This window comes from Xanthomonas protegens, assembly GCF_038442435.1.
Classification (GTDB): Bacteria; Pseudomonadota; Gammaproteobacteria; order Xanthomonadales; family Xanthomonadaceae; genus Xanthomonas_A; species Xanthomonas_A sontii.
In genome coordinates this window covers 272893-296548 of sequence record NZ_JAQJCQ010000002.1, presented here as the reverse complement: position 1 = coordinate 296548, position 23656 = coordinate 272893, and the positions used below count along the sequence as shown (strand labels likewise).

The following is a 23656-nucleotide window of genomic DNA, read 5'->3' as shown; positions in this document are numbered from 1 at the left end:
GGGGGGGCGGGGGGGGGGGGGTTGTGGGGGGTGGGTGGTTGGGGGGGCCAACCCGGGGGGGGGGGGGGCCCCCGCCCCCCCCCCCCCCCACGACTCGGGACTTAGTGGGGCTTGGGCTTGGGCTTCGGTTTCGGCTTGGGCCCGTCCTTCGGCGCAGCATCATCCGCATGCGCGTGCAACGGCTTGTGATGAGGCTTGGGCGGCTTCGGTTTCAGCGGCAGCAGCGTCGCGTCGCTGGCGCCCAGCGCCTGCGCATGCAGCACCTGGCCATGCGCGGACTCCAGCAGCTCGCCCTGCGCCGCCAGCGGCTTGCCGGCGGCGAGCCAGTGCGCCGATTCCGGCACCGCGTGCGGCGGGAAGCGCACGATCAGCCCGTCCTCCAGCAGCGCGCCATGCACCTGCCCGTGCGGGCCGTGCAGCAGCCGCGCGATGGTGCCGGCGTGACGCACCGCGTCCTGCGCGGGCTTGGGCTTGGCCGGCGGCTTGGGCTTGGGTATGTGCGGACCGGCATGCGGGCCTTCGTCGACGATGCGCTCGGCACCGTCCGGATCCACCGCCAGCGCCACCAGCACATCGGCGCCGCGCGGCTTGAGTCCGCGCACGCCGAGGCCGGCGCCCGGACGCAGCGCCTTCAGCAGTTGCGCCGACAGGTGCGGCGGGGTGTGCACTTCGGTGCCGTCGTCGAACAGCAGGCCGTCGACGTCGGCCTTGGGGTTGAGCAGGAAGCGCGCGAGCGTGCCACGGGTTTCCGGCAGGGAATCGGGATCGACCCAATGCATTGCATTCTCCAGACGAACAAGGGGGATGCCGGCGGGGGCCGGCAGCGCCCGCCGCGAACGGCGGGCGCAGGGGTCAGGCGCGATGCGGCAGCGCCTGGATCAACGCGGAGCCGGCGGCGGCGGCGGGGCGGCCGGCGCACCCGGCGCGCCCGGCGGCGGCGGAGCAGCCGGCGGCGCAGGCGGGGCCGGCGGCGCGAACACCGCCTGCAGCGAATTGCGATCGCGGCCGACTTGGGTGGCTTCCACCGAACGGCCGACCTGGGTCAGCACGCCGAAGCCGTTGACACTCAGGCGCGCGCCGGGCCGCAGCAGTTCGCTGTACTGCAGGGCGGCGTGCGGCGGCATGCGCACCACGGTGCCGTCGCTGAGCAGCACGCCTGCGGTGTCGCCGCGCGGGCCGTAGACCAGCCGCTCGATGCGGCCATCGGCCTGCAGCGGAGTGAGGGCCGGCGGTGCCGGGGGTGCCGGCGGCGGCGTCATCGGGTTCGGCGGACGGTCGACCACCTGCTTGCCGCTGCGACGCGCGGTGATGGTGCTGGCCTGCAGGAGCGGCAGGCTGCCCAGACGATAACCCTGCACCGAGATCGCATCGCCACGACGCACGGCGGCCTGCAGATCGGCCGACAGGTGCGGCGGGAAGCTCACCTGGGTGCCGTCCATCAGCCACAGGCCATCGACGTCGCCGTTGGGGTTGAGCATGAAACGCTCGACGGTGCCGTCCACGCGCACCGGCGTGGCAGCGACGGGGGCCGCGGGCGGCGGCGGCGGTGCCGGGACACTACCGGGCGCCGGCGGGGCGGGAGGTGCGGGCGGCGCCGGCACCTGCGCGGTGGCGGCAGCGGCGGCGGTGGCCAGCACCAGGGACAGAGCGAGTGCGCTACGACGGATCATGGGAGTTCCTCCTGAGCGGCAAGGGGGCGCCGCTCGCAGGAGAGATAATGCAGAGGCCGTGCCAACTTTTAAGTCATTGATCTTTAAATGAATCGAGTGCCGATCTGGCTTTGGCAGCGTCTCCATTCCATCCACACCTGTCCGCTTTGCGGACAGGTGTGGATGGAAGGGGATTGGAGATTGGGGATTGGGGATTCGCAAAAGCGGACGCGTCGCCTGATGTCGGGTGCTGTGACGAATCCCCAATCCCCAATCCCGCGGCGCGCAAGCGCGCCGCCTACAGCCCGTACTCGTCGAGCTTGCGATACAGGAGCTGGCGATGGATGCCGAGCCGGCGTGCGGCCTCGGCGCGATTGCCGTGGGCCTGGGTCAGCGCCGCCTGGATCATCTGCCGTTCCAGTTGTGCGATCGCCTGCGGCAGGGTCAGCGTGTCGGTGTCGAGCGCCGTGGGCGTCTCGGCGGGCTGGGCCAGCAGTTCGTCCAGGTCGTGCGCCTCCACCACCGGCGCGCGCACCAGCACCTGGCAGCGCTGCATGGCGTTGCGCAATTCGCGCACGTTGCCCGGCCAGGGATAGGCGCGCAGGCGCGCCTGCGCTGCCGTCGACAGCGTCTGCGGGGTGCTGGCGCCGGCGGCCAGGAAGTGCTGGGCGAGCAGCAGGATGTCGTCGCCGCGCTCACGCAGCGGCGGCAGTTCGATCGGCACCACGTTGAGCCGGTAGCGCAGGTCGCTGCGGAAGCGCCCGGCGTCCACCGCCTGCAGCAGGTCGCGATGGGTGGCGGCGATCACCCGCACATCCACCTTCTGCGCGCCGCGCCCGCCCAGCGGCGAGACCTCGCCTTCCTGCAGGAAACGCAGCAGCTTGGCCTGCATCGGCAAGGGCATGTCGCCGATCTCGTCGAGGAACAGGGTGCCGCCATCGGCGTCGCGGATCAGGCCGTTGCGGTCGCTCACGGCGCCGGAGAACGCGCCCTTGCGGTAGCCGAACAGTTCGCTCTCCATCAGCTCGGCAGGAATCGCCGCGCAGTTGATCGCCACGAACGGTTGCGCGGCGCGGGCGCTGGCACGGTGCAGCGCGCGCGCCGCCAGTTCCTTGCCGGTGCCGGTTTCGCCGGTGATGAGCACCGGCAGGTCGGACGCGGCGGCCAGGCCGATGCGCTTGTGCACGGTGCGCATCGCCGCGCTGTGGCCGAGCAGCGCGTCGTCCTCCTCGGCCGGCATCGCCGCTGCGGCCTCCGGCGCGGCGTCGCCGCGGCTGCGCAGGGCGCGCTCGACCACCTCGGCGATGTCGGCGCGGCCCACCGGCTTGACCAGGTGATCGAAGGCGCCGAGCTTCATCGCCTCGATGGTGTTGCCGCTGGAGGCATGCGCGGTGAGCATCACCAGCGGCACGCGCATGGCCTGCGCATTGTCCTGGCGCGCGCGCATCAGTGCGATGCCGTCCATGCCGGGCATGCGGAAGTCGACGAAGGCCAGGTCGAGGTCGCCCTCGCCCAGGCGCGCCAGGCCCTCGCGCGGGTCGGCCACGGCCACGACGTCGTGGCCGAACGAGCGCAGCGTCGCCTGCAGGGTGCTGAGGAAGGCCAGGTCGTCGTCGATGATCAGGATGCGCGCCATGGCAACTCCAGGCTGAACTCGGTGATGCCGTCGCGATGCGTGTAGTGCGCCTCGCCGCCATGGGCGCGGGCGATCTCGCGCACCAGCGCCAGGCCCAGGCCGTTGCCGTCGCTGCGGCCGCTGGCGAACGGTTCGAACAGATGCGCGGCCACCGGCGCCGGCACCGGCTCGCCCTGGTTGCGCACGCGCAGATGCAGCAGGTCGTTCTCGGCCTGCGCCGCCAGGATCACCTCGGTGCCGGGCGCGGCGTGCTGCAGGGCGTTGCGCAGCAGGTTGTGCAGGGCGCGCGCGGCCTGCTGCGGATCCAGCATCCACTGCGCCGGCGCCGCTTGCAGGCGCAGCGTGATCGGCGGCGCCTGCCCGTCCCAGTCGGCCGGATCCAGCAGCGCCTGCAGCCACGGTTGCAGCGCCACCGTCTGCCGGTGCAGGCGGATCGGCTGGACCATGCCGAGCAGGCTTTCCACCACGCCGTCCAGGCGCTGGATCTGCGCCAGCATCAGCTGCGCCTGGGCGTCGTCGGCGCCGTCCGCATGCGCGGCAATCTGGTTTTCCAGCGCCAGCCGCAGGGTCGCGATCGGGTTGCGGATCTCGTGCGCCACGGTCGCGGTCATGCGCCCCAGCGCGGCCAGGCGTTCGTGCCGCGACAGTTCCTCGCCGAGCCGGCGGGTCTCGGCCAGCGCCTGCGCGCTGCGTTGCGCGTAGTCGGTGACCGCGGCACCGAGCCGGTCCAGTTCCGGCGCGCCGGTGCGCGGGATCTGCGGCACCTCGGCCGGCGTCGCCAAGGCCTGCTGGATGCCCTGCAGGCGCTGGCTCCAGCGCCGCACCACCCAGCCCAGCGCCAGCGCCGAGACCACCACCAGCGCCAGGATCAGCGCCATGCCCAACGCCAGCGGCAGGCTGGCGGCGGCATCGCTGGAGGCCACGCGGGTCATGGCCCAGGCCGCGGCATTGCGGTCCAGCGGGCAGGCCGCGATCAGCAGGCTCTCGCGCTGCCCGTCGCGGCGATAGTCCACCGGGTGCTGCGCCTCTACCCCGCGCTGCGCGGTGGACACGATGACGTTGCGCTCGGCCGAGGGCACGTCGGTCTTGTGCTCGCTGCCGTCGTACGTCGGATAGGCATAGGCGACGAAGTCGCGCTGGCGGTCCCAGAAGCCGCCTTCCACGCCGGCGGCATCGGCCAGCACCAGCTGCGACACCACCGCCGCCAGGCCGGTACCGTCGCTGCCGTGGGCGGCGGCGCTGGCGCCGTTGTAGCGCTGCACCATGCGCGTGCACACCTCGCGCAACCCGGTCTGCGCGCGTTCGCTGCGCACGCCCTCGCTGTGCCGGTACAGCCCGACCAGCACCACCGCCATGCCCACGCAGGCGGCGACGATGACGATCCAGATCAGCAGCAGTTGCCGCAACAGCGAACGGGGCATGGACGTCCTTGGGCGCAACGGAAGAGGCGGGGCGAACCGCGGCGATCGTAACCGCGCCGCGGTGCCTTCGGCGACTCAGCGCAGGTTGGTCTTGACCAGCTCCAGCACCTCGTCGCCGCGCCCGCTCATCACCGCGCGCAGCAGGTACAGGCCCATGCCCTTGGCCTGTTCCAGCTTGACCGCCGGCGGGATCGCCAGTTCCTGGCTCGCCACGCGCACGTCCACCAGCGCCGGGCCGGGATGCGCGAACGCCTTGCGCAGGGCCGGCTCCAGTTGCGCCGACTCGTCCACGCGCAGACCCAGGATGCCCATGGCGTTGCTCATCGCGGCGAAGTCCGGATTGCTCAGGTCGGTGCCGGTGTCCAGGTAGCCGGCCGACTTCATTTCCATCGCCACGAAGCCCAGCGAGCCGTTGTTGTAGACCACCACCTTCACCGGCAGGCCGAGCTGAGCCAGGGTGATGAAGTCGCCCATCAACATGGTGAAACCGCCATCGCCGGACAGCGAGATCACCTGCCGGCGCGGGAACTGCGCCTGCGCGCCGAGCGCCTGCGGCATCGCATTGGCCATCGAGCCGTGGTTGAACGAGCCGAGCAGGCGGCGCTGGCCGTTCATGGTCAGGTAGCGTGCCGCCCACACCGTCGGCGTGCCGACGTCGCAGGTGAAGATCGCATCGGCATCGGCCAGCGCGTCGACCATGCGCGTGACGAACTGCGGATGCAGCGGCTCGCCGGGCGCCGAGGCGACCGCCAGGTCGTCCAGGCCCTCGCGCGCCTTGCGGTAGTGGGCCAGCGACTTCTCCAGGAAGCCGCGATCCTCGCGGCGCTGCAGGCGCGGCAGCAGCGCGGCGATGGTTTCGCGCACGTCGGCGGCAATACCGAGTTGCAGCGGCGTGCGCCGCCCCAGCGCGGCCGGGTCGTTGTCGACCTGCACGATGGTGGCGTCCTTGGGATATAACTGCCGGTAAGGGAAATCGGTGCCGAGCATCAGCAAGGTGTCGCAGTTGAGCATGGCGTGGTAGCCGGAACTGAAGCCGATCAGGCCGGTCATGCCGACGTCGAACGGGTTGTCCCATTCGACGTGTTCCTTGCCGCGCAGCGCATGCACGATCGGCGCGCCGAGCGCGTCGGCCAGCGCCACCACCTCGTCGTGCGCGCCAGCGCAGCCGCTGCCGCACAGCAAGGTGGTGGCCTTGCTCGCCTGCAGCAGATCGGCCAGCTTCGCCACGTCGGCGTCGGCCGGCAGGATGCGCGGCGCGGCCAGCGCCGGCCACGTCGTCGGCGTGCCCTTGGGCATCTCCTGCAGCGCCACGTCGCCGGGAATCACCACCACCGCCACGCCGCGGCGCAGGATCGCCGTACGCATCGCCCGCTGCAGCACTTCCGGCATCTGTGCCGGGTTGGTCACCAGCTCGACGTAGTGGCTGCACTCGCGGAACAGTTCCTGCGGATGCGTCTCCTGGAAATAGCTCAGGCCGATTTCCGAGGACGGAATGTGTGCGGCGATGGCCAGCACCGGCTGGTGGCTGCGGTGGCAGTCGAACAGCCCGTTGATCAGGTGCAGGTTGCCCGGGCCGCAACTGCCGGCGCACACCGCCAGCTTGCCGCTGACCGCGGCTTCGGCGCCGGCGGCGAACGCCGCCACCTCCTCGTGGCGCACGTGCATCCACTCGATGCTGTCCATCTGCCGCAGCGCATCGGTCAAGCCGTTGAGGCTGTCGCCGGTGACGCCCCAGATCCGCTCCACGCCCGCGCTGTGCAGGGTTTCGGCGAGCAGGCGGGCCATGGTCTGCTTGGACATACGTGCTGGTCTCCGGGTGGGGAGCGGCATGGTCGCACCGCGCGCGTTACCGACGCGTGGCGCAGCGGCTGCACGCCCGCGCCCGCCGCCCCCATGTTCAGCGCACGGTGCGGCTAGTCTTCGCCGCGTGCAGCGGCGGCATCGTGCGCCGCGTTGCCCGCATCGTCCTCGTGATAACTGCCGGGCGTGGCGGCCTTGCCGTGGGCGCCGCCGGCATGCGCGCCGGTGGCGCCATAGGTGCCGGCCTGGCCGAGGTTGGGCTGGCTGCGTCCGCTGCGGTCTTCGCCGTGATCCTGTGGCGCAGGCGCTTGCGGCGGCGGCATGGGCTGCGACGGCACATCGCGGTCGCGGCCGCGCGGCACACCGCTGTCGGCGGACACATCGCCCTGCGTGCCGCGGTAGGCAGACTGGCGTACGTCGTGCGTGCCGGTGGGAGGTGAAGTGCGCTGGGCCATGACGATCTCCTGCAGAAGCGTGGGAACGCGTCACGCTAGGCCGGCAGGCGTTAGCCAACCCGCAAGGCGCCATGAAGAGCACGCGAGCAAATGCTGCGCCGTCGATCCGCGCCACCACGCCGCACGCACGTGACCTGCACGCCTGCGCCACCTGCACTGGCCGACGCTGGCCGTTCCTTCCGCATTGGAGCCCTGCGATGTCCGGTCTACTCTGGAAACTTGCACTGGCCGGCACGGCTTACGCCGCCATCCGCGCCTATCGCCGTCAGACCCAATCTCCCCTGTCCGACACGACCTCGTCGATACCGGCTGCCGAACCGGACGAGGGCCGCGCCACGCCGCCGCATGGCGACACCCTGCACGCCACCGAACGCGCATCGACGACCGCCGCGGCGGACGATCCCGACGGCGCCGTGCCGGCCTGATGCCTGCAACGTGCAGTGGCGTGTCGCGCTAATCGCCGGCACGCTGCTCACCTCGCCGACGCGGGGATGCGCTTTTTGGATCAGCCCTTCGGGCGATCGTGGGTCTCGCGGCCATCGCCCTGGCCCGCATTGCGCGCGCGCAGCGCGTCGCCGGCCTTGCGCGCCAGGTCCTCGTATTGCTTGCGGATCTCTTCCAGCCGCTTCTCGTCCAGCTCTTCCAGGTCCAACAGCTCGTTGTTGGCCTTGGCGCTGACCCGGATCAGCTCGTCGAGCTTGATCTGCATCGCCGCGGTGTCGGCGTTCTGGGTGTGCTGGATCAGGAACACCATCAGGAAGGTGATGATGGTGGTGCCGGTGTTGATGACCAGCTGCCAGGTGTCGTTGAAGCCGAACACCGGGCCGCTGAGGCCCCACACCAGCACGATGCCCAGCGCGATGCAGAAGGTCCACGGCGTGCCGGCGGCATACGACGCCTTCTTGGCGACGACGTTGAACAGCTTGGCAGGTTTCATCGCAGGCCCTCGCTCGACGGGAGACGCCTGCACCGCCGCCGGCGTCTGCAGGCGGCTAAGGATGATCGACAGCCTCCCGTGAGCGAGGCGTGCACATCGCGCCAGCGCCGGGCCAACGAAAAAGGCGGGGTCGCCCCCGCCTTTTTGCTTGACCTGCGCGCGAGGCTCAGCCGGCCTGTTGCGTCGCCGGCTGCAGCGCGCGCACCGGGCGCGGCCGGCTCGGGAAGGCATGGCGAACGATCCGCCACACCACCTGGCCGAACTGCCGCGGCAGCGAGCCGGTGTTGTAGTGCTGGCCGTAGCGCGCGCAGATCTCGCGCACCTGCACCGCCAGCGCCGCGTAGCGGTTGGCCGGCACGTCCGGGAAGAAATGGTGCTCGATCTGGTGGCTGAGGTTGCCCGACAGCACGTTCAGCAGCTTGCCGCCGGCCAGGTTGGAGGAACCGCGCAGCTGCCGCAGGTACCAGTGCCCGCGCGACTCGTTCTTGATCGAGTCCTTGGGGAAGGTCTCGGCATCGGCGGTGAAGTGGCCGCAGAAGATGATCACGAAGGTCCAGATGCTGCGCAGCACGTTGGCGGCCAGGTTGCCCAGCAGCACCGGCAGGAAGAACGGGCCGGCCAGCGCCGGGAACAGGATGTAGTCCTTGAAGATCTGCCGGCCCATCTTGCGCCCGACCGGCAGGAACGTGCGCTTCAATTCGCCGCGCTTCATCTTGCCGGCCAGCCAGCGGCCCAGGCGCAGGTCCTGGATCGCCACGCCCCATTCGAACAGAAGCGCGAACACCACCGCGATGAACGGCTGCGCCAGGTAGAACGGGCGCCAGCGCTGCTCGGGGAAGATGCGCAGCAGGCCATAGCCGATGTCGTCGTCCATGCCGCGCACGTTGGTATAGGTGTGGTGCTTGAAGTTGTGCGTCTTGCGCCAGTTGTCGCCGGTGGCGACGATGTCCCACTCGTAGGTGTTGCCGTTCAGGTGCGCATCGCCCATCCAGTCGTACTGGCCATGCATCACGTTGTGGCCCAGCTCCATGTTCTCCAGGATCTTGGACAGGGTCAGCAGCAGCACGCCGGCGATCCACGCCGGCACCAGCACGCTGTGCACGAACGCGCCGAGGAACAGCAGCGCACGGCCGGCCACGCCGGTGTAGCGCACCGCGGCGACGATGCGGCGGATGTAGCGCGCGTCGCGCGCGCCCAGGTCGGCCAGGGTGCGCATGCGCAGCGCATCCAGTTCGTCGCCGAAGGCCTGCAGTTCGGCCGGGGTGAGTGCGCGGTTGCGGGGAGCCGCCATGGGGAAGTCCTTCAGAGGTCCAGGGTCAGGTCGCTGCTGGCGCTGTTGACGCACAGCTTCAGCGAACCGGGTTCGGCGGCGTGCGCGCCGCTGAGCAGATCACGGGTGATGCCGGCCTGCTTGCCGCAGGCGCAGCTGTTGCAGATGCCCATGCGGCAGCCGTGCTTGGGCCGCAGGCCTTCGGCCTCCAGCGCGGTGAGCAGCGACTGGCCGCGCGGCAGCTGCAGCACGCGGCCACTGCGCGCCAGGGTCACCGCCACGGTGCCCTGCTCGACATCGGCCGGGACCGGCGGGGGGCTGAACGCTTCGGCCTGGAAGCGGGCCACGCGGTGCTGCAGGCGCGCACGCGCGGACTGCACGAAGCCGCCCGGGCCGCAGGCCAGCACCTGCGCCTGCTCCAGGCTGCCCAGGGCGTCGAGCGGCAGCGTGTCCACACGCGGCGCCGGCGTTTCGCCTTCGCCGGTAATGGCCAGGTGCAGGCGGAAACGCGGATGCGCCGCGGCCAGCGCCTGCAGTTCGTCGCGGAAGCAGACCTGGTCGTGGCGCCGCGCCCAGTAAAGGAGGTCGACGTCGGCCGGCATGCCGGCATCGGCCAGTTGCCGCAGCAGCGCGCGCATCGGGGTGATGCCGCTGCCCGCGGCCAGCAGCAGCCAGCGGCCGTGCGGCGCGGTCGGCAGCACCATCTCGCCGTAGGCCTGGCCGAGTTCGAACACCTCGCCGATACGCGCCGCGCCGGCCAGGTACTGGCTGACCCGGCCACCGTCGACGGTCTTGACCGTGATCGCCAGGCGCCCGCCCGGCAACGGCGTGGGGCTGTAGCTGCGCAGCAGCCGGCGGCCGTCGATCTCCACACCCAGTTCCACGTGCTGGCCGGCGCGCAGGCCGCGCCAGTGGCGGTTGGGCTGCAGCACCAGGGTCACCGCATCGCTGCTGGCGGCCTCGCGCTGCACCAGGCGCGCACGCGGGCGCTGCCAAGTCCACAACGGATGCAGCCGGGTCGACCAGAAATCGAACACGTCCGGCTTGACCCAGGCGCGCAGGGCGCGGGCGGCGGGGCGGAGCTTGGCGGGACGGCGGGCAGCGTTCATGGGTGTCCACTATACAGATGAAGATACAGATGTCTATACAGTTGTGCATTCAGCAATGGCGTTATCATCCCCCATTGCCTGGCCCGGTCTGCCCATGACGACGCTCTCCCCTCCCCCGTCCGCGGACACGCCGAACGCCCGCAAGGGCGCGATCTCGCGCGAGGACCTGCTGGCCGCGGCGCTGAAGCTGATCGGGCCGCACCGCAGCGTGTCCACGCTGAGCCTGCGCGAGGTGACCCGCGAGGCCGGCATCGCCCCCAACAGCTTCTACCGCCAGTTCCGCGACATGGACGAGCTGGCGGTGGCGCTGATCGACCTGGCCGGCAGCTCGCTGCGCACCATCATCGGCCAGGCGCGGCAGCGTGCCGCCGGCAACCGCCGCAGCATCATCCTCAGTTCCGTGGAGACTTTCATGGAACAGTTGCGCGCCGACGACAAGCTGCTGCACGTCCTGTTACGCGAGGGCACGGTCGGCTCGGACGCGTTCAAGCATGCGGTGGACCGCGAGCTGAACTATTTCGAGGACGAACTACGGGTGGACCTGATCCGCCTGGCCGCGCTGGAGGGCGCGCCGCTGCACGAGCCGGCGCTGGTCTCCAAGGCGATCACCCGGCTGGTGTTCGCGATGGGCGCCACCGCGATGGACCTGCCGCCGGAGAAGGATCCGGAGCTGATCCGGCAGATCACCGCGATGCTGCGCATGATCATCGTCGGCGCGCGCACGCTCGCCGCCGGCTGAGTTCGCGGCGCCGCGGCGTCGCCACCGCAGACAGTGACCGGCACGGGCGCTTGCCCGCATCGTGACATGCCGCCGACATGGCCTTGGCCCCGGCTTTACCTGCGCCTGCCCACCCTCGTCGGACACTCCCCCAACGAGGCATGCACATGGCCGTTCCGAACTATCCGTCGCCGCCGTTCAAGGCGCAGCAGCAATCCTTTCCCGGCAAGACCCAGGCCATGGATCCGAAACCGGACCACGGTGAAGACAGCTATGTCGGCCACGGCCTGCTGCAGGGCAAGCGCACCCTGATCACCGGCGGCGACAGCGGCATCGGCGCCGCGGTGGCGATCGCCTATGCGCGCGAGGGTGCCGACGTTGCCATCGCCTACCTGCCCGACGAGCAGGACGACGCCGAGCGCATCGGCAAGCTGGTCGAGGATGCCGGCGTGCGCGTGCTGCTGCATCCCTGCGACATCAGCGACCGCGCGCAGGCTGAGACGTTGATCAAGACCGTGGCCGACGCCTTCGGCGGCCTCGACGTGCTGGTCAACAACGCCGCCTACCAGCGCTACTTCCACAGTTTCGACGAGATCACCCTCGACGAATGGGAGAAGACCTTCGCCACCAATGTGCACGCGCCGTTCCACCTGGTACGGCTGGCGCTGCCGCACATGCCGGAGGGCGGATCGATCATCAACACCGCCTCGGTGAACTCGAAGAAGCCCACGCCCAACATCCTGCCGTACTCGGCGACCAAGGGCGCGCTGGCCAATTTGACCATCGGCCTGGCCGGCCTGCTGGCCGAGAAGAAGATCCGGGTCAACGCGGTGCTGCCGGGCCCGATCTGGACCCCGTTCATCCCCACCGGCATGGATGAGGAATCGGTGCGCACCTTCGGCGAGCAGACGCCGTTCGGCCGCCCCGGCCAGCCGGCGGAACTGGCCTCGGCCTATGTGCTGCTGGCTGCGGATACCTCGAGCTATACCTCGGGCACGTTGCTGACGATCTCGGGTGGCGCGGTGACGCTGTAGGGCTGGGATTCGGGATTAGGGATTAGGGATTCGGAAAAGCATCACGGCTGGCGGCGCTGTAGGAGCGGCTTCAGCCGCGATGGCTCTCCCGAAACTGTCTTTCGAAGTTGCGGTTCCCCACACGCGCTCACGCGCAACACAACGCGTGATGCAACGCCTGCCGCCGTCCTGGGGGCGGGCCATTCGCAGACCGAACTCACCCTCACGTAGGAGCGGCTTTAGCCGCGACGAGCATTCCCGTGAATGCCTGTCGCGGCTGAAGCCGCTCCTACGAGACACCTTTGCAAGAGCGGCATCGCCTGCGTCGTTGCATGTGCATGTTTCCTCACGCCGCATCTCGCAAAGCATTCACCCTGCCCTGCAACCGCTGTAACGGCGGCGGGTCTAGCGTGAGTCCCACAGGGGAAAAACACACGGACGCGCGATGCGATGCAGGTGCGTCGCGCACAACATCTGGAGCGATATCCATGACCCGAAGCAACACCGAACGCTTGTTGAAGTGGCTGCAGGACGCCTACGCGATGGAGCAGGAGGCCAACACCATGCTCACTGCCACCGCCGGCCGCCTGGAGCACTACCCGCAGCTGAAGGCGCGCATCGAGCAGCACGTCAACGAAACCCGCGATCAGTCCGAGCAGGTCAAGCGCTGCATCGAGATCCTCGACGGCTCGATCCCGACGATCAAGGGCACCGTCGCCAGCGTGATGGCCTCGGTGCACGCCGCCGGCAATTCGATGATGAGCGACGAGGTGGCCAAGAGCCTGGGCGTGAGCTACGCCTTCGAGCATATGGAGATCGCCAGCTACCGTTCCCTGGTGATCGCCGCCAAGGAAGCCGGGCAGACCGAGATCGCCGACATCTGCGCCGCCATCCTCGACCAGGAAATCGCCATGGCCGAGTGGCTGATCGAGCATCAGGAAGCCACGATCCTGGCGTTCCTGAAGCGCGAACGCACCGAAGGCGAAACCGCCAAGCACTGAGCGTCGTCGTGCACCGCACGACGTGCGCACATTCCCGCAGCACCCAACCATCACCGACCGGAGACTCCCCATGGCCGTCAAGACCATCGACGAATTGTTCATCCACGAGCTGTCGGACATCTACAGCGCCGAGAAGCAGCTGACCAAGGCACTGCCGCGACTGGCGCGCGCCTCCACCAACCCGGCGCTGCGCGCGGCGTTCGAAGCGCACCTGGAAGAAACCCAGGGCCAGATCGAACGCATCGACCAGATCGTCGAAAAGGGCAACCTGCGCCTGAAGCGGATCAAGTGCGCCGCCATGGAAGGCCTGGTGGAAGAGGGCAAGGAAGTGATCGAGTCGATCGAAGCCGGCCCGGTGCGCGATGCCGCGCTGATCGGTGGCGCGCAGAAGGTCGAGCATTACGAGATCGCCTCCTACGGCACGCTCGCCGCCATGGCCAAGCAGCTGGGCATGGACGATGCGTTGAGCCTGCTGCTGGAAACGCTCGACGAAGAGAAGTCCACCGACGAGAAGCTGACCCTGCTCGCCGAGCAGGGCGGCAACGAAGAAGCGGCACGCAAGCGCAAGGCGGCCTGACCGCCCCGGCCGCGGCCCGCTCAGCGCGGGTCGCGGCGTCCCAGACGCCTATCCCCCACGCGCGGCCGTCGGTCGCGCCATTGCGTCGTCACGACGTTCGGGCGGCACTCCAGGAGAACCCCATGTTCATGCACAACAAGCGGCTGATGTACACGGTCCGCGTGGCACAACCCGATCCGGCGCTGGCCTCGCTGATGCTGGAACAGTTCGGCGGCCCGCAAGGCGAGCTCGCCGCGGCGATGCGCTACTTCACCCAGGCCATCGGCGAGGTCGATCCCGGCCGCAAGGATCTGCTGTACGACATCGCCACCGAGGAGTTGAGCCACCTGGAAATCATCGGCTCGATCATCGCCATGCTCAATCAGGGGTCGAAGGCGGTGCTGTCCGAAGGCATGGCCGAGGCCGAAGACATGCGCAACCTCACCCGCAACAACAACACCAGCCAGACCCAGCAGATTCTCTACGGCGGCGGCCCGGCGCTGGTCAATTCCAGCGGCGTGCCGTGGAGCGCGGCCTACGTGGACAGCATCGGCGAGCCGACGGCCGACCTGCGCTCCAACATCGCCGCCGAAGCGCGCGCCAAGATCGTCTACGAGCGCCTGATCAACGTCACCGACGATCCGGGCATCGTCGATGCGCTGACCTTCCTGATGACCCGCGAGGTAGCGCACCAGAAATCCTTCGAGAAGGCGCTGTACTCGATCGAGCCGAACTTCCCGCCGGGCAAGCTGCCGGGCGATCCGGCCTTCACCGATCGCTACTACGACATGTCGCAGGGCGACGGCGATATGCATGGGCCCTGGAACAGCGGCAGCCAGTGGGAGTCCATTGCCGACCGCAATCGCCAGGTGGCGGTGGATGGCGGCAGCGGCATGCCCAGCGTGGGCCTGAGCGAACTGGAACAGAGCGCAGTGCAGGCACTGGCGGCGCGTACGTTATCGCAGCCGGACAGCGACCCGACCACCGGCGCCGACCTGGGTGCCGGTCCCGGCGCCGGTTCGACCAAGGGCAGCGTGGCGCGCTAGCGCTTCGCCGCAGGTTCCAACGCAACGACGCCGCGATGCGCAAGCATCGCGGCGTTCGCATGTCTGCGCACTTGCCCCTGGTCGACACCACCCGCGGCGCCGCGATCAATCGCCGGTCTGCCGATGCGGCGCGTGCACCGGCTTGGATTGCGGGGAATCCTTCTGCCGCAGCCAGATGCTCAACACCACCAGCGCGAACACCGCCAGGAACTCGCTCTGCCAGTTCTGCATCGATTCGAACCAGAACTGCGCGCCGCTGGCGTGTTCCCAGAAGGACGGCGGCGGCCGATGCTGCATGGCCTGCTCAGCCACCTCGTGGCGCCAACTGCCCAGTGCATGCAGCACGAAGCTGAGCAGGAACAGCGCACCGAAGGCCAGTGCCAGCGAGCGCTCGTACAGCGCCAGCCAGATGCCGCCGGCGCGCACCGGCCAAGGCGCCGGGCCCGGCGCGACGGCGTCGTCCTCCTGCCCTGGCGACAGCGGTCGCGACTCGGCCGAGCCCCACTGGCGCAGCTTCACCGTCAGCACCACGTACATGCCCATCTGCAGGAACTCGCTCTCCCAGTTCTCGAACAGCGCGCCGACGAAGTGCCCGCTGTGCAGGTACTGCCACATCGGCAGCGCCGCCAGCCCCTGCTGGCGCAGTTCCTCGTTGTAGGCCTGATGGCCACTCAGCGCTTGAGCGGCCATGAACAGCAGGCTCAGCGCCAGCAACACGATCGACAGGCTGTTGCGTTTCCAGAACATCGACTCGGCTCCTCCTCCACCGCCGCACTACCGGCGCGCCGTCGCTGCGACCATAGGCAGCGACGGGCAAAGGGTGGATGAAGAAGCTGGGACGATACGCCTCGGATGCCAGGCGATGCCATCACCTGTCGGGGCGGCTTCAGCCGCGACCGAATTCGCGGGAACGCCCCTGTCGCGGCTGAAGCCGCTCCTACGAGGACGCGCCCGCATCCGCCCAGGTCGGGATCTGCGGCTTTGATCCACCCAAACACCGTACACCGTGTCTGCGGGGCGTTTTCCAAGGGGTCGCCAGCCTGAGCAAAATGCGAGAAGTCCGCGCGTCCGCCCGCACGCTTGAATGCACCATGAGAGCGGCTTCAGGGCGCATGTCACGGCGGATTCCCGTCCGTAGGAGCGGCTTCAGCCGCGATTGGCGCTACCGGGAACGCCCGTCGCGGCTGAAGCCGCTCCTACGAGGGTCACGACATGTCGCGCTGAGCCGCGGAAAAGCACGTTGTTGGAATTGCCCTTCAGTCGCGACCGAGCCTTCCCCGGGGAACACCGATCGCGGCTGAAGCCGCTCCTACGAAAGCGAGGCGGCCACGGCGTGGCGGCAGGCGCCACCACGCCGCACTGGGTCAGAACTCTTCCCACTCCGCACTGTCCGCCGGCACGCCCTGGATCGGGCGCGGCTTGGCCGCCGGTTGCCGCACCGGGACCGCCGGCTTGGGTTTGGCGGCGGCGGCAGCCCGCACTGCCGGCCTGGCCGGCTGCGGCCTCGCCGCGAAGGCCGGTGCCACGCTGACGGCCGCACCGCCAGCGAGACGGAACACCGCCACTGCGCGTGCCAGTTCCGCCGCCTGGTCTTCCATGCTCTTGGCCGCCGCGCTGGCTTCTTCCACCAATGCCGCGTTCTGCTGGGTGCCCTCGTCCAGCTGCATCACCGTCTTGCTGACCTGGTCGATGCCCGCGCTCTGCTCGGCGCTGGCCGCGGAGATCTCGGCCATGATGTCGGTGACCCGCTTCACCGAGGCGACCACGTCGGTCATGGTGGTGCCGGCGCGGTTGACCAGGGTCGAGCCCTGTTCCACTTCCTGCACCGAATCGGAGATCAGGGTCTTGATCTCCTTGGCCGCGGCCGCCGAACGCTGCGCCAGCGAGCGGACTTCCGAGGCCACGACCGCGAAGCCGCGGCCCTGTTCGCCGGCGCGCGCCGCTTCCACCGCCGCATTGAGCGCGAGGATGTTGGTCTGGAAGGCGATGCCGTCGATCACGCCGATGATGTCGGCGATGCGCGCGGACGCGGCGCTGATCGAGGCCATGGTCGCCACCACTTCCTCCACCGCGCGGCCGCCGTTCTCGGCCACCTCGCCGGTGCTCAGCACCAGCTGGTTGGCCTGGCGCGCGCTGTCGGCGTTCTGCTTCACGGTGGACGTCAGTTCCTCCATCGAGGCAGCGGTTTCTTCCAGGCTGGCCGCCTGCTGCTCGGTGCGCACCGACAGGTCGCTGTTGCCGCTGGCGATCTCGCTGGCGGCGGTGTTGATCGAGCCGACCGCGCGCTGGATGCCCTGCACGATGCCGGTCAGTTGCTCGGCGGTACGGTTGGCGGCGTCGGCGAGCTTGCCGAACGCGCCTTCGTAGCGCACGTCCACGCGCTGCGACAGGTCGCCATCGGCGATCGCCCCCATGATCCGGCCGACGTCGGCCAGTCCGCTGTCGGCCTGGCGCATCAGCCGGTTCAGCGCTTCCACCATTTCCTTGAACGCGAACTCGTAGCGCGCCTCGTCGCCACGTGCAGTGAAGTCGCCGCGGGCGGCCGCGTCGGCCAGCCGCGCGATGTCGCCGTTGACCGCCGACAGGTTGGCCTTGACCACGTCCAGCGCCTCGTGCAGCGCGGCGCGCTGTCCCGGCAGCCGGCGCATGTCGCGGCGCAGGTCGCCGCGGCCGTACTCGTCCATGATCGCCATCGCCTCGACGATCGCGTCCAGGTGCTCGAACAGCGCAGTGTTCATGCCATGCGCGAGCGTGCCGTAGTCGCCGGGGAAGTCCTCCGGCATGCGGTGGCTGATGTCCTCGCCCTGCTGCAGCCGCACCAGGGTCTGCATCTCGCCGTTGAAGCGCTGCAGCTGGGTCTGCATCTGCTGCATGCTGGTCATCAACTGCCCGGTCTCATCGCGCGACTCGACCTTGATCGGATTGTCGAAACGGCCGGAGGCGATCGCTTCGGCGGTGCGCGTGGCGCCGCGCAGCGGCGCGACGATGGCCCCGGCGATCAGCCAGCACAGGCCCACCACCAGCATCACCAGGCCCGCACCGATCACCGTCAGCACCTTGGTGAAGCCCATCGCCTCGGCCTGGATGTCTTCGGCATACACGCCCATCGCCAGCACCCAGTTCCACTGCGGGTACAGCGCGGCGTAGCTGATCTTCGGCAGCTGCACCGACTTGCCGGGCTTGGGCGCGGTGTAGTAGCTGAAGCCGTCGCCGCTGCGTACCGCGGTCTGGATGTCGCGGTAGACGTACTCGCCGGCATCGCTCTTGTAGCCGCTCATGTCGGTACCGACCGCGCGCTTGGGATGCATGACGATGCGCATCTGCGGGTCGACGATGAAGAAGTAGTCCACGCCGCCATTGGTCTTCATGTCGGCCAGCGCGCCCTTGGCCGCCGCCTGCGCCTGCGCCTCGGTCATCTCGCCACGCTTGGCCAGGTCGGCGTAGTGCTGCATCACGCTCAGGCCCATGTCGACCTGGGTCTTGACGGTCTGCTTGCGCGCATCGATCAGGTTGAGATATTGCAGGCGCGCCGCGGCGACGGCGAGCAGGATCACGCCGAGCGCGATCAGCGTGCACAGCACGATGAACTTGCGCGCCATGGGCAGATTGGCGATATGGCGGCGCAGGAATTGGATGGGATTCATGGCGTAGAAAGCAGAGAACGGAATTTTGTATCGGCCAGCGCGCACTCGAACTTGAACCGCGCAGTGCTTCGCCAGAGGAACGCGCACCACAGTTTCACGCTGCGGCCGGCTGCCGTCAGGCCAGTGCGGCATCCATCGGCGCGCTTGCGGACGGCACGCCGGCGGCGTGGGGCTCCCACACCAGGCGATGGAAATCGAAGCCCTGCTGCAACCGCGGCTTGACCACGTTGAAGTACGGCGAGACGTCGAAATCGCGCGGCAGCGTCAGACTGTGATGGCGCGGATGCAGGATCTCCGCGTCTTCTCCGGCATCGCTATCCATTGGCGGCGTAGGGTCGATGTCCGGCAGGATGGGATAGCGGATCGCGCCGAACGCCTGCGCCAGCAACGTCGAGCAGATCGCCCGGGTCGGCTCGCCGCTGCCCAGCTCCAGGAAGCGCCGCTTCACCGACGACGGCAGCGGCGGCGTGCGGATCAGGTAGCGCGCCAGGTCGAAGATGTTCTTCAGGTCGTAGCTGTTGCCGACCCGCGAGACCATGTACTCCACCACGGTCTCGATCTCCTGCGCGCTCAACCCGACCGGACGGCAGATGCGCGTGTGCAGGCCGGCGAACTCGCTCAATCCCACCAGGCGCACGCCGACGTTGATGTCGACATCGCAGAACAGCGGCGCTTCCTCGCCGGGCAGCGCGGCCACGTGGTCGCCGATGTACAGCGCCGCGTGCGACCAGGTGGACTGGCTCAGGTACTTGATGGCGGTGGAGAAGCGGCTGTTGCCCTCGACCAGCAGCACGTCGCCCTTGCGCAGCGTGGCATGCAACAGCTGCGGCGGGCTGGTCGGCAGTTGCGAGCCATGACGGCGCGGCTTGGACAGGAACTTGGCCAGGTGGCGGCCCAGCAAACGTGGCAAGGACAGCATGCGCGTTCCCCCGAGGGACGGCCGCTTCGGCGAAACGGCTCCGCTATCCGCAATGGCGGCCATGCGCTGGATTTCTTGAATGGCGTGCCGGCGCCAGCGATCGGCTCACGGTTGCCGCAGGATCGACAGCTCCACGAACTGCGCGCTGCTGGAACGCAGGTAGACCGCATAGCGGCCACGGCCCGGCACTTGCACCAGGAAGCGGTCTCCCGGCACCGGCTGGAGCTTGTCGACCGCGGCCGCACCCAGCGGCGCGATCCGCAGCCGCACCTTGGCATCGTCCTGCGCTGGCGTGAGATTGGCGATGGTCAGCGCGCCATCGAAGAGGGTGCGGCTCTCGCCCGGCAACAGACTCAGCATCAGCGACATCGCCGCGGCCTTGGCGTCGCAGGCACCAGCCTGCGCCTCGGCCAGTTGCCGCTGCAGCGGCTTGACCTCCACGTACTGCACGAAGCCGTAGGTCGCGCCGATCACCACCAGCACCGCAGACACCTCGGCGGCGGTGCGCTTGAACGAGAGTGCTTGCCACCATGTCTGCGCCGGCGGGGGCGGCGCCTGTCGGGTCGTTCGGGCCATGCATCACGGTATCGGGGCTGTCGCGTCGGTGTCTGCCAGCAGGGCTGACATTGCCGCGCACGGCCGTGTTCGTCTACCTGGCGCGACAGCAGGGGAGCCGCGTACCTCGCGAGAGGCGCCACCTCGAGGTCCAGGTATGGCGCGCAATGGCGCCACGCCTACGCATCTCGGATTTCCGGGGTCTTCGAACCGGAGAGCGGCGCCTGATAGCGCACACCGCCCACGCGGCATGTTGCGCCGCAACTTGACGCATTGCGCGTCCAGGCAGACTCTGGGCATGAAATTACGAAATAATTTTCGCAATCCGAAACTTACTTGTCAAGCGACAGTCTCGGGCGGGTCGAGCAAGCTGGCGACTCCCCCGGTCCTCCAGGAACTCCAGATGATCAAGACGATTTCCCAGCGCGCGGCCAGCGCCGCGCCCGACGACGGCGACGAGGCCGGGGACAAGAAGCTGCGCAGTACCGTGCAGTCGCTGGCCAAGGGCTTTCGTGTGCTCGAGGCGTTCTCGTCCGAACACGAGGAACTGTCGCTGAGCCAGATCGCGGCCCTGGCCAGGCTCGATCCCGGCACCACCTTCCGCATGCTCAACACGCTGGTCGAGCTGGGCTACGTGCACCGCGTGCCGGAGAGTCGCCGCTTCCGCCTGACCCTGAAGGTGCTCGACCTCGGGTTCCACGCCATCGCCCGCCGCGATCTGCGCAGCGTGGTGCGGCCGCTGCTGCGCACGCTGGTCAGCGACGTCAACGAAGCGGCGAGCTTCGCGGTGCTGCAAGGCCCCGACGTGCTCTACATCGAGCGCGTGCGCGCCGGCATCACCCGCCTGGGCGTGGACATCCGCATCGGCACCACGGTGCCCAGCACCCGCACGGCGATCGGCCTGGCGATGCTGGCGCACCTGGCGCCGGCGGAAGTGACCCGCGTGACCGGGGTCGACGTGCATGGTCCGCAGACGCCGGAGATCGCCACGATGCGGCGCACCTTCGACTGCATCCGCCGCGACCGCTACGTGATCCTGGAGTCGATGCTGACCGAGGGCCTGCGCGTGCTGGCGGTGCCGGTGCTGGATGCGGACGACTATCCGCTCGGCGCGATCAGCGTCGCCGCGCCGTCGGTGCGCACCAGCCACGCCGAACTGCTCGAGACCGCCCTCCAGCCGACGCTGCTGGCCGCCAAGGACATCGCCTTCGCGATCCAGGCCAGCGGGAGTGTTGCCGTGACCGCCCCCAGCACCTGATCCGCCCGGGCCACCGCCCGGCCCTCCCTGTCCGTCTCGCTGCGTGGACGCTTCGGCGCCCGCGTCGGGGTCCCCTTGTCCTGCGAAAGGCAGCCACGATGCTCATGCCCACCACAGCCCCCGCCACCACCGCCAACGCCACCGCCCGCGCGCCGTCCATCGCCGAGGCGCAGGCGGAGATCGGCGCACGCCTCGAACGCCTGCCGATCACCCGCAACGTGTGGTGGGCGCGCAACATCGTCGGCGCCGCCACGTTCTTCGACGGCTACACGGTGATCGCCATCGCCTACGCGATGCCGGTGCTGACCAAGGAATGGCAGCTGTCGCCGGCACAGATCGGCATGATCCTGTCGGCCGGCTACCTGGGCCAACTGCTGGGCTCGGTGTTCTTCGGCTGGCTGGCCGAGCGCATCGGCCGCCTGCACGTGCTGCTGTTCACCATCCTGCTGTTCGTGTCGATGGACGTGGCCTGCCTGTTCGCCGGCAGCGCCGCGGCGATGATCGCGTTCCGCTTCATCCAGGGCATCGGCACCGGCGGCGAGGTGCCGGTGGCCAGCGCCTACATCAACGAACTGATCGGCTCGAAGAAGCGCGGGCGCTTCTTCCTGCTGTACGAGGTGATGTTCCTGCTCGGCCTGGTCGCCGCCGGCGGCATCGGCTACTTCCTGGTGCCGGCCTACGGCTGGAAAGCGATGTTCATGGTCGGGCTGATCCCGGCGGCGATCATGATCCCGCTGCGCTTCTTCATGTTCGAATCGCCGCGCTGGCTGGCCTCCAAGGGCCGCTACGCCAAGGCCGACGCCATCGTCGCCGAACTGGAGCGCAGCGCCGAGCGCCGCCATGGCCCGTTGCCGGCGCCGGTGTTCGACCGCAGCGCGCTGCCCAAGGCGCAGCGCTCGGACTGGCGCGAGCTGTTCGGCAGCGTCTATCGCAAGCGCACCCTGGTGATCTGGAGCCTGTGGTTCTGCTCCTACCTGGTGGCCAACGGCATCATCACCTGGCTGCCGACGCTGTACCGCACGCACTTCGGGCTGTCGCTGCAGCAGAGCATCGCCTATGGCTTCTTCACCTCGCTGGCCGGCGTCGCCGCCGCCGTGGTGTGCGCCCTGTCGATCGACAGGGTCGGGCGCAAGCGCTGGTACGGGCTGGCGTTCGTCGCCGGCGGCGTGCCGCTGCTGGCGCTGGCGGTACTCGGCGGCACCTCGGCGCCGCAGGTGCTGGTGTTCGCGGCGCTGGGCTATGCCGCGGTGCAGACCATCACCTTCTCGCTGTACCTGTACTCGGCCGAGCTCTACCCCACCCGCATCCGCGCCATCGGCACCGGACTGGGCAGCGCCTGGCTGCGCCTGGGTTCGGCCTGCGGGCCGCTGCTGGTCGGCGCGGTCATCGCCGGGCTCGGCATCCGCTACGTATTCGCCGCCTTCGCTGCCGTGCTGCTGGTCGGCGCCGCAGTGACCTGGCGCTTCGCCCTGGAAACCAAGGGCCAATCGCTGGAACAGCTGTCTCCCTGAGCGCATCACCGGCACCGCCGCCGGCGCATCGCGCCACACCTCGACACCACCCCCGTCGGACCCCGCGTTCGATTCCATCCCCCGTTGATCCGAAGAAGAGGAAATGAGCATGAGCACTATCGACCTGAAAGGCCTGGTCCCCGCCCCGGTCACCCCGTTCACCCGCGACGGCGCCGTCGACTATCCCGCGATCAAGCGCATCGGCGCCTGGCTCGGCGGCATCGACGGCGTCAAGGGCCTGACCGTGCTCGGCCACGCCGGCGAGGGCACCTTCCTGGAACGCGACGAACAGGCCAAGGTGATCACCGCGTTCCGCGACGCCGTCGACGGGCGCATCCCGATCATCGCCGGCATCACCCTGGAAGGCACCCGCGTGGCCGCCGACGAGGCCAAGCGCGCGGTCGCCGCCGGCGCATCGGCGGGCCTGATCTATCCGTCGCACGGCTGGCTGCGCTTCGGCTACCAGAAGGGCGCACCGCAGGACCGCTACAAGGCCATCCACGAGGCCAGCGGCCTGCCGATGATCCTGTTCCAGTACCCGGACGCGACCAAGGCCACCTACGACCTGGAGACGTTGCTGGAGATCGCCGCGCTGCCGGGCGTGGTCGCGATGAAGAACGGCGTGCGCAACATGAAGCGCTGGGACACCGAGATCCCGGTGTTCCGCAAGGAGCGCCCGAACGTGCCGGTGCTGACCTGCCACGACGAGTATCTGCTGCACACCATGTTCGACGTGGATGGCGCGCTGGTGGGCTATGGCTGCATCGCCCCGGAACCGCTGCTGGAAATGATCGCCGCCGGCAAGGCCAAGGACTACGCCAAGGCGCGCGCGCTGCACGATCGCCTGCTGCCGGTGACCAAGAGCGTCTATCACCGCGGCTCGCACATGGAGGGCTCGGTGGCGCTGAAGTGGGCGCTGGTCGCGCGCGGTCTGCTCGACCACGCCACGGTGCGTTCGCCGCTGCTGCCGCTGGCCGAGGGCGCCGACAAGGAGATCGCCGCGGCGATGGCCGCCGCTGGCCTCGGCAAGGTGGCCTGACCCGGGACGGGTTGATCCCGAGGGCCGCGTGTACGCGCGGCCCTTGTCGCAGCGGCAGTCGGCGTGTCTGTGCCTGCCTGCCGCCTGCGTTGCAGGGTGAGTGTGGTTGTTGCTTCTCC

22 protein-coding genes are annotated in these 23656 nt (G+C 69.3%); 9 read left to right on the top strand and 13 right to left on the bottom strand.

Features of this window, described 5'->3' with window-relative positions; all coding sequences use genetic code 11:
- Nucleotides 1–101 precede the first annotated feature (101 nt).
- The 6 genes from PIQ37_RS04990 to PIQ37_RS04965 all read right to left on the bottom strand — a co-directional run bounded on the left by PIQ37_RS04990 (nucleotide 102) and on the right by PIQ37_RS04965 (nucleotide 6961).
- Complete coding sequence (locus tag PIQ37_RS04990) at nucleotides 102–779, bottom strand: hypothetical protein (RefSeq protein WP_342072612.1); 678 nt, start codon at nucleotides 777–779, stop codon at nucleotides 102–104.
- A 99-nt stretch (nucleotides 780–878) separates the two neighbouring features.
- A complete protein-coding gene (locus PIQ37_RS04985; protein WP_342072611.1) occupies nucleotides 879–1670 on the bottom strand; it encodes a hypothetical protein in 792 nt (263 codons plus the stop codon).
- Nucleotides 1671–1947: 277 nt separating this feature from the next.
- Nucleotides 1948–3285, bottom strand: a complete 1338-nt coding sequence (locus PIQ37_RS04980; RefSeq protein WP_342072610.1) for a sigma-54-dependent transcriptional regulator — start codon at nucleotides 3283–3285, stop codon at nucleotides 1948–1950.
- Nucleotides 3270–4706: a sensor histidine kinase gene (locus tag PIQ37_RS04975; protein ID WP_342072609.1), complete on the bottom strand. Its 1437-nt coding sequence runs from the start codon at nucleotides 4704–4706 to the stop codon at nucleotides 3270–3272. Before PIQ37_RS04975 ends, PIQ37_RS04980 begins: the two co-directional genes overlap by 16 nt.
- 75 nt (nucleotides 4707–4781) lie before the next feature.
- Complete coding sequence (gene poxB, locus PIQ37_RS04970) at nucleotides 4782–6491, bottom strand: ubiquinone-dependent pyruvate dehydrogenase (protein ID WP_342072621.1); 1710 nt, start codon at nucleotides 6489–6491, stop codon at nucleotides 4782–4784.
- A gap of 128 nt (nucleotides 6492–6619) precedes the next feature.
- Nucleotides 6620–6961, bottom strand: coding sequence for a hypothetical protein (locus PIQ37_RS04965; RefSeq protein ID WP_342072608.1), 342 nt, complete (start codon nucleotides 6959–6961; stop codon nucleotides 6620–6622).
- A 71-nt stretch (nucleotides 6962–7032) separates the two neighbouring features.
- Between PIQ37_RS04965 and PIQ37_RS04960 the strand changes: the two genes are divergently transcribed.
- On the top strand, nucleotides 7033–7386 hold the full coding sequence (locus tag PIQ37_RS04960) for a hypothetical protein (RefSeq protein ID WP_342072607.1): 354 nt from the start codon (nucleotides 7033–7035) through the stop codon (nucleotides 7384–7386).
- Between the two features lie 80 nt (nucleotides 7387–7466).
- Here the strand turns inward: PIQ37_RS04960 and PIQ37_RS04955 are convergent, their stop codons facing one another.
- The 3 genes from PIQ37_RS04955 to PIQ37_RS04945 form a co-directional block, all read right to left on the bottom strand.
- Nucleotides 7467–7898 carry a low affinity iron permease family protein gene (locus tag PIQ37_RS04955; protein WP_342072606.1) on the bottom strand — a complete coding sequence of 144 codons (432 nt, stop codon included), beginning with the start codon at nucleotides 7896–7898 and terminating at the stop codon, nucleotides 7467–7469.
- Nucleotides 7899–8064: 166 nt separating this feature from the next.
- Complete coding sequence (locus tag PIQ37_RS04950) at nucleotides 8065–9189, bottom strand: fatty acid desaturase family protein (RefSeq protein ID WP_043094627.1); 1125 nt, start codon at nucleotides 9187–9189, stop codon at nucleotides 8065–8067.
- A gap of 11 nt (nucleotides 9190–9200) precedes the next feature.
- Nucleotides 9201–10277 (bottom strand): ferredoxin reductase, encoded by a 1077-nt coding sequence (locus tag PIQ37_RS04945; protein ID WP_342072605.1) that lies wholly within the window; start codon nucleotides 10275–10277, stop codon nucleotides 9201–9203.
- Between the two features lie 94 nt (nucleotides 10278–10371).
- Between PIQ37_RS04945 and fabR the strand changes: the two genes are divergently transcribed.
- The 5 genes from fabR (at nucleotide 10372) to PIQ37_RS04920 (ending at nucleotide 14611) form a co-directional block, all read left to right on the top strand.
- Complete coding sequence (fabR, locus tag PIQ37_RS04940; protein WP_017912841.1) at nucleotides 10372–11016, top strand: HTH-type transcriptional repressor FabR; 645 nt, start codon at nucleotides 10372–10374, stop codon at nucleotides 11014–11016.
- A 146-nt stretch (nucleotides 11017–11162) separates the two neighbouring features.
- Complete coding sequence (locus tag PIQ37_RS04935; protein ID WP_342072604.1) at nucleotides 11163–12029, top strand: SDR family oxidoreductase; 867 nt, start codon at nucleotides 11163–11165, stop codon at nucleotides 12027–12029.
- Nucleotides 12030–12496: 467 nt separating this feature from the next.
- Entirely contained in the window at nucleotides 12497–13009 is a 513-nt protein-coding gene (locus PIQ37_RS04930; protein ID WP_017910118.1) for a ferritin-like domain-containing protein, read from the top strand.
- A 70-nt stretch (nucleotides 13010–13079) separates the two neighbouring features.
- A complete protein-coding gene (locus PIQ37_RS04925) occupies nucleotides 13080–13586 on the top strand; it encodes a YciE/YciF ferroxidase family protein (RefSeq protein WP_342072603.1) in 507 nt (168 codons plus the stop codon).
- 122 nt (nucleotides 13587–13708) lie between these two features.
- A complete protein-coding gene (locus PIQ37_RS04920; RefSeq protein ID WP_342072602.1) occupies nucleotides 13709–14611 on the top strand; it encodes a manganese catalase family protein in 903 nt (300 codons plus the stop codon).
- A gap of 105 nt (nucleotides 14612–14716) precedes the next feature.
- Here PIQ37_RS04920 and PIQ37_RS04915 read toward each other — a convergent pair whose 3' ends face one another.
- From PIQ37_RS04915 to PIQ37_RS04900, 4 genes are all read right to left on the bottom strand, one after another.
- Complete coding sequence (locus tag PIQ37_RS04915) at nucleotides 14717–15358, bottom strand: DUF6766 family protein (protein ID WP_342072601.1); 642 nt, start codon at nucleotides 15356–15358, stop codon at nucleotides 14717–14719.
- Nucleotides 15359–15975: 617 nt separating this feature from the next.
- Nucleotides 15976–18237: a methyl-accepting chemotaxis protein gene (locus PIQ37_RS04910; RefSeq protein WP_407136579.1), complete on the bottom strand. Its 2262-nt coding sequence runs from the start codon at nucleotides 18235–18237 to the stop codon at nucleotides 15976–15978.
- Nucleotides 18238–18370: 133 nt separating this feature from the next.
- Complete coding sequence (locus PIQ37_RS04905) at nucleotides 18371–19174, bottom strand: YiiX/YebB-like N1pC/P60 family cysteine hydrolase (RefSeq protein ID WP_342072600.1); 804 nt, start codon at nucleotides 19172–19174, stop codon at nucleotides 18371–18373.
- Between the two features lie 105 nt (nucleotides 19175–19279).
- Complete coding sequence (locus PIQ37_RS04900) at nucleotides 19280–19750, bottom strand: hypothetical protein (RefSeq protein ID WP_295964028.1); 471 nt, start codon at nucleotides 19748–19750, stop codon at nucleotides 19280–19282.
- A 382-nt stretch (nucleotides 19751–20132) separates the two neighbouring features.
- Here PIQ37_RS04900 and PIQ37_RS04895 point away from each other — a divergent pair, with 382 nt between their 5' ends.
- From PIQ37_RS04895 to PIQ37_RS04885, 3 genes are all read left to right on the top strand, one after another.
- Nucleotides 20133–20987, top strand: a complete 855-nt coding sequence (locus PIQ37_RS04895) for an IclR family transcriptional regulator (RefSeq protein ID WP_342072599.1) — start codon at nucleotides 20133–20135, stop codon at nucleotides 20985–20987.
- A gap of 104 nt (nucleotides 20988–21091) precedes the next feature.
- Nucleotides 21092–22498, top strand: a complete 1407-nt coding sequence (locus PIQ37_RS04890) for an MFS transporter (protein ID WP_342072598.1) — start codon at nucleotides 21092–21094, stop codon at nucleotides 22496–22498.
- Between the two features lie 109 nt (nucleotides 22499–22607).
- The gene (locus PIQ37_RS04885; RefSeq protein WP_342072597.1) at nucleotides 22608–23537 is read left to right on the top strand and encodes a dihydrodipicolinate synthase family protein; all 930 of its coding nucleotides are present in this window, start codon (nucleotides 22608–22610) and stop codon (nucleotides 23535–23537) included.
- Nucleotides 23538–23656: the final 119 nt, after the last annotated feature.